Raw genomic sequence first — 13904 nt, 5'->3', positions numbered from 1 at the left:
GAAGTTCTGAAGGTGAGGTTCTGAAGGTGACGTTCTGGGGGTGACGTTCTGGAGGTGTTGGGGGTGGTCGTACGCCGGGCGGGGGCGGAGGCCGGTGCGGTCACAAGGGCCGAGACGTGTGCGGGCCTACGTGGCCGCCTTCGCCCTCGCCAGCGAGTGCAGGAAGCGCAGCAGTGTCATCAGGACGTCGCGGCTGGAGGCCCGGCGGCGCGCGTCGCACTCGATGATCGGGATCTCCGCGGGCAGGTCGAGGGCGCTGCGCAGGTCGGCGATGGGGTAACGGGGCGCGTCCGGGAAGGAGTTGACGGCGACCACGAACGGCACACCGCGCTCCTCCAGGCGTCCTATGACATCGAAGCTGACCTCCAGCCGGCGGGTGTCGATCAGCACCACCGCGCCGAGCGCACCCTCGAACAGACCGTTCCACAGGAACCAGAAGCGCTCCTGGCCCGGGGTGCCGAAGAGGTAGAGCACCAGCTGTTCGGTGATGCTGATCCGGCCGAAGTCCATCGCCACGGTGGTGGCCGTCTTGGTGTCGGAGCCGTAGTTGTCGTCCACCCCGACGCCGGCCTGCGTCATGGTCTCCTCGGTGGTCAGCGGCCTGATCTCGCTGACCGAGCGGACCATCGTCGTCTTGCCGACTCCGAAGCCGCCCACGATCACGATCTTCACCGCGGCCTGCGCCGTGTGCGGCAGATGATCCTCTGTGCGTGGTCCGGGGATGGTGTCAGAGCCTTTGAAGTCCATGCATCACCGCTTCGAGGAGGGAACGGTCGGGGAGCGCCTGCCGGACGATGGGGGCGCGCGCCTGCACCAGCTCTGCCGCCAGCATGTCGGTGAGCAGCACGGTCACCACACTGAACGGCAGGCTCAGATAGGCCGAGAGCTCGGCCACCGAGAGGGGTGCCGTGCAGAGCCGGAGCATCGCGGTCTGCTCCGGGGTGGCCGAGGGCGGTGGGTCGGCGCGCGCCACGATTAACGTGACCAGGTCGATGTCCGCGCGCTCGCCGTCCGGTCCGGCGACCACATAGAGCCGCTCCGGGGCCTTGGCGTCGCCCTCTTTGCCGGGTTTCGGGGCCGGTTTCGGTTTCGGTTTCGGGGGAGGTTCCGCGGCTTCCCGACCTGGATATCGCCGTCGGCGTTGCGGAGGAGTCATACGGTCTGCCCGTTGCGGCGGGGCGGGCTGGTGAGATGGGCTCCGATGCGTACGACGAGGTCGCGCATGCGGTTGCTCATCAGGCCGGGTTCGGCGACCACGTCGGAGAGGACGGCGAGATAGGCGTTGGCCCCGGCGGCCATCAGATAGAAGTAGCCGCCGTTGATCTCGATGATGACCAGCTTCATCCGGCCGTCGCTGCCGGGAATCTCGTGCGCGACGGCACCCGCCAGGCTCTGCAGTCCCGCACAGGCCGCGGCGACGCGGTCGGCGGCATCCGGATCTCCCCCGTAGCGAGCGATGCGCAGGCCGTCGGCGGAGAGCACAACGATCATCTCGATGCCCGGTACTCCGTCGGCGAGATCCTTGAGCATCCAGTCGAAGTTGGCTCGCTGCTGGATCACTTGTGGTCCCTCTCGTCGTCGGCCTCGATGCGGGCCGGCTCTGTGGTCGGCTGGGTGAATGCGGTCGGGTCCGGGTCGCCCTTGAGCCCCTCCCAGAACGCCTCGACCCAGAGCCCCGGTTCGGGCTCCTTCTCCTCCGGCTCGGGCTCGGGCGCGGGCGCCGCCCAGGAGGGCCGGGCCGCCTGCGCCTCCCGCTCCGCCTCCTCGGCCGCGGCCTGTTCGGCGAGCCGCTGGCTGAGCGGGACCTTGACCCGGCTGCGGCGCTGCGGGAGACCACCGGCGGTCCATTCGGTGACCTCGGGGACCTCGTCCTCCATGGACACACCGGCGGGGATGCGCGGACTGGTGGGACGCCGCCGCTTGGGCGCGCGCTTGGGACCCTCGATTCCGCCGATCTCGAGCTTGGGTGCGGCGGTCGCGCCGACACCGTGGGCGAGGCCGGGCGCGGGGTCGCTGGTCATCATCACGCGCGGCACGACGAGGACGGCGCGGACTCCGCCGTACGCCGAGGCGCGCAGCGAGATCTGCATGTCGTACGTCTTGCACAGGCGCCCCACGACGGCGAGGCCGAGGCGCGGGGACTCGCCGAGGTCCTGGAGGTCGACACCGGCCTGGGCGCGCTCCAGCATGCCCTCGGCCCGGGCGCGGGCCTCCTCGCTGAGGCTGACGCCGGCGTCCTCGATCTCGATGGCGATGCCGGTCTGCACCTCGGTGGCGGTGACGTGCACCTTGGTCTGCGGGGGCGAGTAGCGCGTGGCGTTGTCGAGGAGCTCGGCGCAGGCGTGGATGACCGGCTCGACGGAGATGCCGCGGACGTTGACCTTGGCGATGTTGTCCAGCGAGATGCGCCGGTACTCCAGGATGCGGGACATGGCGCCGCGCAGCACGCTGTACAGCGGGACGGGCTGCGGCCACTGGCGGCCGGGGCGGCCGCCGCCGAGCACGGAGATCGAGTCGGCGAGCCGGCCGATCAGCGCGGTGCCGTGGTCGATGCGCAGCAGGTCGTCGAAGACCTCGGGGTTGCGGCCGTGGTCCTCCTCCATCTCCCGGAGTTCCTTGGCCTGCTGGTGGACGATGGCCTGCACGCGCCGGGCGATGCTGACGAAGGAGCGCTGCGAGGAGTCCCGCATGGCTTCCTCGGTGTCGACGATGTCGAGCACGCGCTTGAGCAGTGCCACCTGGGCCACGGGGAGTTCGCGGTAGGAGGGGTCGATGTCGCCGAGTTGGCGAATCACCTCTCCGGGGGAATTCCCGCCGCGCAGGTAGTAGATGGCGGTCGGGGCGATCTCGTGCGCGAGGCGGTGCATCTCCTGCTCATGGCCGGCCACGCGCCGTTCCAGATACGCAGTGTGACGGGCGCTCTCCTCGCGCACGGTGTGCAGGGTACGGCCGCGCCGGACCGCTTCGGCCGCTGTCGCGATCACGAGCAGCGTGGCGACGACACCGCACCAGACGACGGCCGCCCGGGCCGGCACGGTCACCGCCGCGGTGGCTGCACCGGTCGCCGCGGCCATCGCTATGGCAGGCAGCAACAGCACACGCGCATAGGGGAGTTCACGGCGCCGGGGAGGGGATTGGACACTCACCATGTAGGCCCTCTGAGACGAATCGACGGGGAGTCGCACATATAGGGAACAAGCGCACGAATACACATCAACTCGGTGCGCTGCGGGCGAGCTTAGTCCGACCGGATCATCGCCGTGTCATATTCAGCAAGCGCCTGAAACGGGCCACACCCGAGGAGTACCCTCGGCCCATTTACACGCTCAGAGACCACTCGAACACCGTACGTCACGACGTACGGCCGTACGAGAACACTCACCGTGACGGGTGAAGATCAGATTCCGGCGATCCGCAGGGCCGCGTCCGCGGTGGCCTCGGCGAACGCCCGCACCGGGCGCTCGGGATCGGAGCGGCGCACCAGGATCACGCCCTCGATCAGACCGAACACCAGGTCCGTCCGCAGCCCCAGCTCGCTCTTGGCGAGCGCGCTCCCGGCGGCCGTGGCGGCGAGCAACTGGCCGTAGGCGTCCTTGAGTTCACCGCGTACGGCGTGGAAGCCGGCGAACCGCTCGGCACGCACCTCGGGCAGCAGATAGAGGCCGCCGAGATTGTACGGGCCGCCGCACAGCAGCTCCACGTCCTGCCGGCACAGCTGCCACAGCCGCTTCTCCGGCGGGGCCGAGTCGTCGGCCAGGAGCCGCCGGGCGTACCCCAGCGAGGGCGTGACCGTGGACTCCAGCAGGGCGGCGAGGAGTTCCTCCTTGCCGGAGACGTAGTGGTACATCGAGGCCTGCCGCATGCCCGCGCGCTCGGCGACCGCGCGGGTGGTGGTGGCCGCGTAGCCGCGGGTGGTGAACAACTCGGCGGCGGCCGTGAGCAGTTCGTCGCGCGGCTGCAGTCCGCTGTCCGGCCGCTGCGCCGCCCGTGGCCGGCCGACCCGGCGGCCGCCTCCTGCATCCGGCGTTCCCATGCGTTCGATCCTCGCACACGGCCGGCCCGGGCGATCTTCGCCGATCCCCGCGCAGCCGGGACGGCGGTCCTCGTGAGGGCTCGGTAACGGGCCGGCAACGCGCGGGCAACGCCCGTGACCCGCCCGCCTCCTAATTTCTGTCGCGCGACAGAAATTGCCGGGCCGCCCGCCCGGCAGTCACCCCGGAGCCGGAGGTCCCGCGATGGCGACAGCCACCACTTACGGAGCCCGCGACCACGCACGCGCCCAGGAGGGCGCCCGTGCCGAGGCCATGCCCGTCGTCCCGGCCGCCGACTGGCCCGACCCGCCCTGCGCGGCGGGCCACCTGGTGTGGGCCGAGACCGTCGCGGGCGGCAACTACACCCACCGGGTGCTGGCCCGCGGCACCGAGCTGCGCCTGACCGACCCGCACGGCGACGCCTGCGCCCATCTGCTGCTGCACGTGGCCGACCGGCCCTGGGAGCGGCTGAACGTCGCCGACACGGTGAAGGTGCAGTGGAACGCGTATCTCGGCGAGGGCCGTCTCCTGCTGTCCGACCAGGGCCGGGTGCTGGCCTCCGTCGTCGCCGACACCTCCGGGCGGCACGACGCGCTGTGCGGCACCTCCACCCTCGTACGCAACACCGAGCGGTACGGCGCCGGCGCCCCGCAGTCCGCCTCCCCCGCGGGCCGCGAGCTGCTGAAGCTGGCGGCCGCGAAGAACGGCCTGGAGCCGCGCGACCTGCCGCCGTCGCTGTCGTTCTTCCAGGGCGTCGAGGTGCGCGAGGACGGCGCCCTGGAGTTCACCGGCTCCACCGGGCCCGGCGGCAGCGTCACCCTCCGCGCCGAGCAGGACCTGACCGTCCTGATCGCCAACGTCCCGCATCCCGTGGACCCGCGCCCCGCATACGTCAGCACCCCGCTGGAGGTCCTCGCCTGGCGCGCCGCGCCGACCGGTCCGGGCGACCCGCTGTGGCAAGCGACTCCCGAGGGCCGCCGCGCCTTCCTCAACACCGCCGAATATCTTGCCGCGAGGGGGCTCGCATGAGCACGAGCGCACCAACGGACGTGCGCACGGCCGTCGTTCCGGCCCGGGCCGCCTGGTCGTCCGTGGTCCCCGCCGGCCACACACTGACCATCACCGACCTGCACGGCAACCAGGCCGTCGACTTCCTCGCCTACGACGCCCACGACACGTCCGTGCGCTACAGCGCCCCCGACACCATCCAGGCCCAGGGCAGCATCTTCCTCACCACGGGCAGCGTGCTCATGAGCAACGAGCAATCCCCGCTGATGACGGTCGTGGACGACGAGGTGGGCCGGCACGACACGCTCGGCGGCGCCTGCTCCAAGGAGTCGAACACGCTCCGGTACGGCCACCACACCTGGTCGCAGCACGCGTGCGTGGACAACTTCCTTGCTGAGGGCGCCCGTTACGGCCTCGGCAAGCGCGACCTCGTCTCCAACATCAACTGGTACATGAACGTGCCGGTCGAGAAGGACGGCACCCTCGGCATCGTCGACGGCATCTCGGCGCCCGGCCTGAAGCTGACCCTGCGCGCGGAACGCGACGCGCTGGTGCTGGTCTCCAACTGCCCCCAGATCAACAACCCTTGCAACGGCTTCGAGCCGACGGCGGTGCGGATGACGATCCAGGCCGCCGCGCCGGGGGACGCCGAAGCCGCAGCTCCGGGGGACGCCGCATGACCTTCGACACCCTGCTCGTCGCCAACCGGGGCGAGATAGCGGTCCGAATCATCCGCACCGCCCGCGAACTCGGCCTGCGCACGGTCGCCGTGTACTCCGACCCGGACCGTGCCGCGCCCCACGTCCGGCTCGCCGACGAGGCGGTACGGCTCGGCCCGGCGCCCGCGAAGGAGTCGTACCTCGACGCCGACCTGGTCCTGAAGGCGGCCAAGGACAGCGGCGCGGGCGCGATCCACCCCGGCTACGGCTTCCTCTCGGAGGACGCCGCCTTCGCCCGCCGCTGCGAGGACGCCGGGATCGTGTTCGTAGGTCCGACACCCGGGCAGCTGGAGCTGTTCGGCGCCAAGCACACGGCGCGAGCGGCGGCCGAGGCGGCGGGGGTGCCGCTGGCGCCGGGAACGAGCCTGCTCCCGGATCCGGCCTCCGCCGTGGCGGCCGCCGAGCGCATCGGCTACCCGGTCATGCTCAAGGCGACCGGCGGTGGCGGCGGTATCGGCATGTCGGCCTGCCGGTCCGTGGCCGAACTGACCGGCGCCTGGGAGCGGGTGCAGCGCGTCACAGCCGCCTCCTTCTCCTCCGCCGGCGTCTTCCTGGAGCGGCTCGTCGAGCACGCCCGCCATGTCGAGGTGCAGGTCTTCGGCGACGGCACGGGCAGGGTCGTCACTCTCGGCGACCGCGACTGCTCCCTCCAGCGCCGCAACCAGAAGGTCGTGGAGGAGGCACCGGCCCCGAGCCTCCCGCCCTACGTGCGCAAGCAACTCGCCGCGTCCGCACGCGACTTGTGCGCGTCCGTCGGTTACCGCTCGGCGGGAACCGTCGAGTTCGTCTACGACGCCGCGCGCGAGGAGGTGTACTTCCTGGAGGTCAACACCCGTCTCCAGGTGGAGCATCCGGTCACCGAGGAGATCTACGGCATCGACCTCGTCGCCTGGATGCTGCGCCTGGCGCGCGGCGAGACGGACGTCGTCCGCGAACCGGGCGCCCCGCGCGGCCACGCCGTCGAGGCCCGCCTCTACGCCGAGGATCCTTCGCGCGAACACCGCCCCGGCGCGGGCCTGTTGACGCGGGTCGAGTTCCCGCCGGGCGTCCGCGTCGACGGCTGGGTGGAGACCGGCACCGAGGTGACGACGGCGTACGACCCGCTGCTCGCCAAGGTGATCGCGTACGGCCCCGACCGCGCCCATGCCCTGCGCCGGCTGGACGAGGCGCTGTCCCGCACCCGTGTCGACGGCATCGAGACCAACCTGGGCCTGGTGCGCGCGGCGCTCGCCGAAAGGGACTTCGCCGCGGCCGCGCACTCCACGGCGACGCTCGCCTCCGTCTGCGACCCGACCTCGCGGATCGAGGTCGTCTCCGGCGGCACCCTGACCACCGTGCAGGACTGGCCCGGCCGCACCGGCCACTGGCAGGTCGGCGTGCCGCCGTGCGGGCCGATGGACGACCTGTCCTTCCGGCTCGGCAACCGCGCGCTCGGCAACGACGAGGGCGCGCCGGGGCTCGAATGCACCCTGCGGGGCCCGGCGTTGAGATTCACCCACCCCACGACCGTGTGCGTGACGGGCGCCGCGGCCGAGGTCACCGTCGACGGCGCCCCGGTCGCCCAGTGGGAACCGGTGACGGTGCCCGCGGGCGCAGTCCTGCGGATCGGCGCACCGTCCGAGCACGGTCTGCGCACCTACCTACTCGTCGCCGGCGGCCTGGACGTGCCGGACTTCCTGGGCAGCGCGAGCACCTTCACGCTGGGCCGCTTCGGTGGGCACGGCGGCCGGGCGCTGCGTACGGGCGACGTACTGCACGGAGGCGCGGTCACCGAGGGCGCCCCGGTGCCCCGCGAGAACCGTCCGGCCTTCGGCGCCGTGTGGCACGTCGGCGCCGTGGAAGGCCCGCACGCCGCACCGGAGTTCTTCACCGCGGAGGACATCCACGACTTCTACGCCGCCGCCTGGAAGGTCCACTTCAACTCGGCGCGCACCGGCGTACGGCTGGTCGGGCCCAAGCCGCGCTGGGCGCGCGCGGACGGCGGCGAGGCGGGGCTGCACCCGTCCAACATCCACGACACGCCGTACTCCGTCGGCGCCGTCGACTACACCGGCGACATGCCCGTGCTGCTCGGCCCGGACGGCCCCTCGCTCGGCGGGTTCGTCTGCCCGGCGACCGTGCTGAGCGGCGAGCGCTGGAAGCTCGGCCAGCTCCGGCCGGGCGACACGGTGCGCTTCACACCGGTGGCCGTCGACGGCTCGCCGCGCCCGGCCGTCGTGGACGGCGGCGTGCTGGCCCGGGACGGCGACATCACCTTCCGCCGCAGCGGCGACGACAACCTGCTGGTCGAGTTCGGGCCCATGCAGCTCGACCTGGCGCTCCGCATGCGCGTCCACGCGCTGATGGAGGCGGTCACCGCGGCCGCCGTCGACGGCGTCACCGACCTCACCCCCGGCATCCGCTCCCTGCAGATCCGGACGGACCCCGGCCGTCTGCCGCAGCACGAACTCCTGCTCCGGATACGGCAGATCACGGGTGCGCTCCCGCCCACGGACGAACTCGTCGTCCCCTCCCGCACCGTCCACCTCCCCCTCTCCTGGGACGACCCGGCGACCCGCGAGGCGATCGCCCGCTACATGACCGGCGTCCGCGACGACGCGCCCTGGTGCCCCTGGAACATCGAGTTCATCCGCCGGGTCAACGGCCTGGAGTCGGTGAACGACGTCTACGACACCGTCTTCGACGCGGAGTACCTCGTCCTGGGCCTGGGCGACGTCTACCTGGGCGCCCCGGTCGCCACCCCGCTGGACCCGCGGCACCGCCTGGTCACCACGAAGTACAACCCGGCACGCACCTGGACGGCCGAGAACTCGGTCGGCATCGGCGGCGCCTACCTGTGCGTCTACGGCATGGAGGGCCCGGGCGGCTACCAGTTCGTGGGCCGTACGACCCAGGTGTGGTCGGGCTGGCAGCAGCGCGGCGCGTTCGAACCCGGGTCGCCCTGGTTGCTTCGCTTCTTCGACCGCATCCGCTGGTATCCGGTGGACGCGGACGAACTCCTCGAACTGCGCGCCGACATCACGTCCGGCCGCTTCGTGCCACGCATCGAGGAGGGCACCTTCTCACTCGCCGGGTATCAGAGGTTCCTCACCGAGAACGCCGATTCCATCAGGGAGTTCAGGTCCCGGCAGCAGACGGCCTTCGCGGCGGAGCGGGACGCGTGGGAGGCGGCGGGCGAGTTCGCACGCGCCGACGCGGCGACCGCGCCGCCCGCTCCCCCGGCAGAGGTGACGGTCCCACCGGGCGGCCGGCTCGTCGAGGCCGAATTCGCGGCTTCCGTCTGGCAGTTGAACGTGAAGCCAGGTGACAGGGTGAGGGCGGGTCAATCCCTTCTGGCCCTGGAGGCGATGAAGATGGAGTCCAGGGTGCACGCGCCGGCGGACGGCGTGGTGACGGAGATCCTGGTCGGGCCGGGCGACCAGGTCGAGGCGGGGACGGCACTGCTGGTCCTGGCCCCGGCGGCGCAGTGAGACAGACCGAGGAGCGAGAGATGTCCGCAGTGACCCGAGTCCGCGCCGCCCACGACCGCATCGCGGCCGTGGACCGCCCCGAGATCTGGATCGGTCTGCGCCCACGGGCACAGGTCGAGGCGGAGGCCCGGACGATCGACGCACGTGTGGCGGCGGGTGAGCGGCTCCCGCTCGCGGGGCGCCTGTTGGCGGTCAAGGGCAACATCGACGTGGCCGGCCTGGCCACCACGGCGGGCTGCCCGGCGTACGCCTACCGGCCCGAGGGCGACGCACCGGTCGTCGCCCGGCTCCGCGCGGCGGGCGCGATCGTGCTGGGCACGACGAACCTGGACCAGTTCGCGACGGGCCTGGTGGGCACGCGCTCGCCCTACGGCGCCGTCCGCAACGCCCACGATCCGTCCCGCATCAGCGGCGGCTCCAGCTCGGGATCGGCCGTGGCGGTGGCCCTGGGCATCGTCGACCTCGCGCTCGGCACCGACACCGCGGGCTCGGGCCGGGTCCCGGCCGCCCTGAACGGCATCGTCGGCCTCAAACCCACCCGCGGCCTGGTCCCGACGGCCGGAGTGGTCCCGGCCTGCGCCTCTCTCGACTGCGTGACGGTGTTCGCGCGCACCCTCCCGGAAGCCGAGCAGGCACTGTCCTTCATGACGGCTCCACCGGCCCGGGACCTGCCGGCACTCCCCCGGCGCGCCCCGGGCCCGTGGCGCATCGCGGTCCCGCCACGCGAACAGCTGGGCGAGCTGGACGAGGGCTGGGCGCAGGCATACGAAGCGGCAGTGCGGCAGCTCGAGGCGGCGGGCGCCGACGTACGCACCCTCGACCTGACCCCGTTCACCGAGGCGTCGGCGATGCTCTACGACGGCGCGTTCGTCGCCGAGCGCTACACGGCGGTAGGGGACTTTGTCGACAAGTTGATCGCCAGGGGAGGCGGGGCCACCACGACGCTCGACCCCACGGTCGCCGGCATCATCACCCGCGCCCGCGACATCCCGGCCCACCGCCTCTTCACGGACATGGGCCGCCTGGCGGCCCTGCGCACCCGGGCCCTGGAAGAACTGGGCGACGCGGACGCCCTGTTGCTTCCCACCACCACCGGCCACCCGACCCTCGCCGAGGTGAGCGCCGACCCTCTCGCCACCAACGCCCGCCTCGGCCGCTTCACCAACTCCACCAACCTTTTCGACCTGGCGGCGGTGGCCGTCCCGGCAGCCGAGGTGAACTCCCTCCCCTTCGGCGTCATGCTGATCGGCCCGGCCTTCACGGACGAACGCCTGGCCCGGATCGCCGGACTGCTGCAGCCCGAGGCACGGCTCGCCGTGGTGGGCGCACACCTGACCGGCCAGCCCCTGAACCCCCAGCTCCTCGCCCTGGGCGCCCATCTGGACCGCACGACCACAACGGCCCCTGTCTACCGCCTGCACGCGCTGCGGACGACGCCGCCCAAGCCCGGCCTGGTGTACGTGGGCGAGGGCGGAGCCGAGATCGAGACGGAGATCTGGCACCTGCCGGCGACCGGCCTGGGCCGCCTGCTGGCGGCACTTCCCCGCCCGATGGCCCTGGGCACCGTCGAACTCGCGGACGGCACCCGGGCCCCCGGCTTCCTGTGCGAACCGAGCGCCTTGCAGAACGCCGAGGACATCACACATCACCGCAGCTGGCGGGCCTATCTGAGCGACCGCTCAGGGCAGGAGTCGTAGGGGCGCGGGGAACTGCGCGACCAGCCACAACAGACCCGCACCCGCCGGACAACACCCGTCACCCCACCGATGAGTAGGCCACAACCCCCCGCAGCAACTCCTCGACCGCCTTACGCGCGGCCTTCCCCACGGTCGAGCCCTCCACAGAGGCCGACGCCGCGGAGATCTGCCCCAGCACGTCGATCACCTGCTTGCACCACCGCACGAAATCCCCGGCCGGCATCTCCGCCTCCCGGAGAACCTCGTCGAGCCCCTTCCCACTGGCCCACATGTACGCGGCCCAGGCGAACCCGAGATCCGGCTCCCGCTGGCCGACCCCTTCGGTCTGCGTGATCCGGAAGTCCTCCTCCAGCGCGTCCAGCCGCCCCCAGATCCGCACCATCTCGCCGAGCGCGGCCTTGGCCTTCCCGGACGGCAGCTTCGGGGCCATCGCGTCGTCACCGACCCGTGCCTCGTACACCAACGCCGAGACGCACGCGGCCAGTTCCGCGGGACCGAGCCCTTCCCAGACCCCGGCCCGCAGGCACTCGCTCGCCAGCAGGTCCAGCTCGCCGTAGAGCCGGGCCAGCCGCTTGCCGTGCACGGTGACCTCGTCACCGCGCAGGTAGTCCAGCTCGGTCAGCAGCGCCACGATGCGGTCGAAGGTCCGGGCGATCGTGTTCGTGCGGCCCTCGATACGCCGCTCCAGCTGCGACGTGTCCTTCAGCAGCCGGTGATACCGCTCGGCCCATCGCGCATGGTCCTCACGGTCGCTGCATCCGTGGCAGGGGTGCGCGCGGATGGCGGTGCGCAGCCGTGCGATCTCACGGTCGTCGACGGCCATGGACCGCTTCTTGCGGGCGCGCTCCGGCGGGATGTGCCCGGCCTTGGTGCGCAGCGCCGAGGCGAGGTCCCGACGGGACTGCGGGGAGCGGGCGTTGAAGGACTTGGGGATGCGCATCCGCTCCAGCGCCTCGACCGGCACCGGGAAGTCCATCGACGCCAGCCGCTTGACCTGGCGCTCCGCCGTCAGCACCAGCGGACGTGGCCCGTCGTGGTGCTCGAAGCCGCGATGGCCGTTGGACCGCCCGGCGGGCAGCCCGGGGTCCAGCACCAGGGCCAGACCGGCGTACTTGCCCGTCGGCACATGGATGACGTCGCCCGGCTTGAGCTTCTCCAGCGCGACCGCGGCCTCCGAGCGCCGCTGGGCGGCGCCCTGCCGGGCCAGCTCGGTCTCCCGGTCCTTGAGCTCGCGCCGCAGCAGCGCGTACTCCTCGAAGTCACCGAGGTGGCAGGTCATCGAGGCCTGGTAGCCCTCCAGGCCCTCCTCGTTGCGCTGCACCTGCCGCGAGATCCCGACGACCGACTTGTCGGCCTGGAACTGCGCGAAGGACGTCTCCAGCAGCTCGCGCGAGCGGTGCCGGCCGAACTGATCGACCAGGTTGACCGCCATGTTGTACGAGGGCCTGAAGCTGGAGCGCAGCGGATACGTGCGCGTGCCCGCCAGTCCCGCCAGGTGCTCGGGGCTCATGCCGCGCTGCCACAGCACCACCGCATGGCCCTCGACATCGATGCCGCGCCGGCCCGCACGACCCGTCAGCTGCGTGTACTCGCCCGGGGTGATGTCGGCGTGCTGCTCGCCGTTCCACTTGACGAGCTTCTCCAACACCACCGAGCGCGCGGGCATGTTGATGCCCAGCGCCAGCGTCTCGGTCGCGAACACGGCCTTCACCAGGCCGCGTACGAAGAGCTCCTCGACGACCTCCTTGAACGTCGGCAGCATGCCCGCGTGGTGGGCCGCAATACCGCGCTCCAAGCCCTCCAGCCACTCGTAGTAACCGAGGACGTGCAGGTCCTCGGTCGGGATGGACGCCGTGCGCTCCTCGACGAGGGCGCGCACCTTGCCGCGCGCCTCGTCGTCGTTGAGCCGCAGGCCGGCGTAGAGGCACTGCTGGACCGCCGCCTCGCAGGCCGCGCGGCTGAAGATGAAGGTGATGGCGGGCAACAGGCCCTCGGCGTCGAGCCGTTCGATGACCTCCGGGCGGCCCGGGGTCCACACCCGCGACCGCTGTCTGCGCTCCCGCTCACGGTCGGCCTCGCGCATCGCCCGGCCGCGCCTGCGGTCCTGGTACGAGGGGCGGCTCGCCTCCATGCGGGCCAGGCGCGTGAGGTCGGGGTTGACGGCCTTCTTGCTGCCCTCGCCCTCCTCGAACAGGTCGTACATCCGCCGCCCGGCGAGCACGTGCTGGAACAGCGGCACGGGCCGGTGCTCGGAGACGATCACCTCGGTGCGACCGCGGACGGTGTCGAGCCAGTCGCCGAACTCCTCGGCGTTGGAGACGGTCGCGGACAGTGACACCAGGGTCACCGACTCGGGGAGGTGGATGATCACCTCTTCCCATACGGCGCCGCGGAAGCGGTCGGAGAGGTAGTGCACCTCGTCCATCACCACGTAGCCGAGGCCGAGGAGGGTCTGGGAGCCCGCGTACAGCATGTTCCGCAGCACCTCGGTGGTCATCACGACCACCGGGGCGTCGGAGTTGACGCTGTTGTCGCCGGTGAGCAGGCCGACCTTGTCCGCGCCGTAACGGCGGCACAGGTCGGCGTACTTCTGGTTCGACAGCGCCTTGATGGGGGTCGTGTAGAAGCACTTCTTGCCCTGCTGGAGGGCGAGGTGGACGGCGAACTCGCCGACGATCGTCTTGCCGGAACCGGTGGGCGCCGCGACCAGTACGCCCTTGCCCGCCTCGAGCGCCTGGCAGGCCTCGATCTGGAAGGGGTCGAGGCCGAAGTCGTACATCTCGCGGAAGGAGGCGAGCGCGGTGGCCTGCTCGGCAGCTCGCCTGCGGGCAGCCGCGTACCGCTCGGCCGGGGAGAGGTCCTCTGTCATCGTACTTTCGAGCGTACCGGGCCACACTGACAACAGGACGATCATTATCCGGAACCCGGGCCGTCAAACACCGGGAGGTGCCCACGTCACCAGGGACGCGGGCACCTCTC

At 71.8% G+C, this 13904-nt stretch carries 10 protein-coding genes; 4 read left to right on the top strand and 6 right to left on the bottom strand.

Translation table 11 applies throughout. The annotated features are described in order from the left end of the window. Positions 1–126: 126 nt before the first annotated feature. The 5 genes from ACGFYN_RS08890 to ACGFYN_RS08870 form a co-directional block, all read right to left on the bottom strand. Positions 127–747, bottom strand: a complete 621-nt coding sequence (locus tag ACGFYN_RS08890) for an ATP/GTP-binding protein (RefSeq protein ID WP_393865089.1) — start codon at positions 745–747, stop codon at positions 127–129. Beyond that, positions 728–1156, bottom strand: a complete 429-nt coding sequence (locus ACGFYN_RS08885; RefSeq protein WP_393865088.1) for a DUF742 domain-containing protein — start codon at positions 1154–1156, stop codon at positions 728–730. Before ACGFYN_RS08885 ends, ACGFYN_RS08890 begins: the two co-directional genes overlap by 20 nt. Next, a complete protein-coding gene (locus ACGFYN_RS08880) occupies positions 1153–1560 on the bottom strand; it encodes a roadblock/LC7 domain-containing protein (protein ID WP_016434374.1) in 408 nt (135 codons plus the stop codon). Before ACGFYN_RS08880 ends, ACGFYN_RS08885 begins: the two co-directional genes overlap by 4 nt. After that, positions 1557–3149 (bottom strand): sensor histidine kinase, encoded by a 1593-nt coding sequence (locus ACGFYN_RS08875; RefSeq protein WP_393865087.1) that lies wholly within the window; start codon positions 3147–3149, stop codon positions 1557–1559. Before ACGFYN_RS08875 ends, ACGFYN_RS08880 begins: the two co-directional genes overlap by 4 nt. A gap of 248 nt (positions 3150–3397) precedes the next feature. Continuing rightward, entirely contained in the window at positions 3398–4033 is a 636-nt protein-coding gene (locus ACGFYN_RS08870; RefSeq protein ID WP_393865086.1) for a TetR/AcrR family transcriptional regulator, read from the bottom strand. 202 nt (positions 4034–4235) lie between these two features. Here ACGFYN_RS08870 and ACGFYN_RS08865 point away from each other — a divergent pair, with 202 nt between their 5' ends. Genes ACGFYN_RS08865 through atzF form a run of 4 tightly spaced genes read left to right on the top strand, consistent with a single transcriptional unit; the run spans position 4236 to position 10925 of the window. Beyond that, entirely contained in the window at positions 4236–5060 is an 825-nt protein-coding gene (locus tag ACGFYN_RS08865) for an urea amidolyase associated protein UAAP1 (RefSeq protein WP_393865085.1), read from the top strand. Next, positions 5057–5719 (top strand): urea amidolyase associated protein UAAP2, encoded by a 663-nt coding sequence (locus ACGFYN_RS08860; protein ID WP_393865084.1) that lies wholly within the window; start codon positions 5057–5059, stop codon positions 5717–5719. Before ACGFYN_RS08865 ends, ACGFYN_RS08860 begins: the two co-directional genes overlap by 4 nt. Beyond that, positions 5716–9228 carry a 5-oxoprolinase/urea amidolyase family protein gene (locus ACGFYN_RS08855; RefSeq protein WP_393865083.1) on the top strand — a complete coding sequence of 1171 codons (3513 nt, stop codon included), beginning with the start codon at positions 5716–5718 and terminating at the stop codon, positions 9226–9228. Before ACGFYN_RS08860 ends, ACGFYN_RS08855 begins: the two co-directional genes overlap by 4 nt. Next, positions 9225–10925: an allophanate hydrolase gene (atzF, locus tag ACGFYN_RS08850; protein WP_393865082.1), complete on the top strand. Its 1701-nt coding sequence runs from the start codon at positions 9225–9227 to the stop codon at positions 10923–10925. Before ACGFYN_RS08855 ends, atzF begins: the two co-directional genes overlap by 4 nt. A 58-nt stretch (positions 10926–10983) precedes the next feature. Here the strand turns inward: atzF and ACGFYN_RS08845 are convergent, their stop codons facing one another. Beyond that, positions 10984–13839 (bottom strand): DEAD/DEAH box helicase, encoded by a 2856-nt coding sequence (locus ACGFYN_RS08845; RefSeq protein WP_393865081.1) that lies wholly within the window; start codon positions 13837–13839, stop codon positions 10984–10986. Between the last annotated feature and the right edge of the window lie 65 nt (positions 13840–13904).

This window comes from Streptomyces sp. NPDC048419 (assembly GCF_043200415.1).
Taxonomy (GTDB): Bacteria; Actinomycetota; Actinomycetes; order Streptomycetales; family Streptomycetaceae; genus Streptomyces.
Note: the sequence above shows the minus strand (reverse complement) of the source record. Positions and strands in the feature narration are given on the sequence as shown.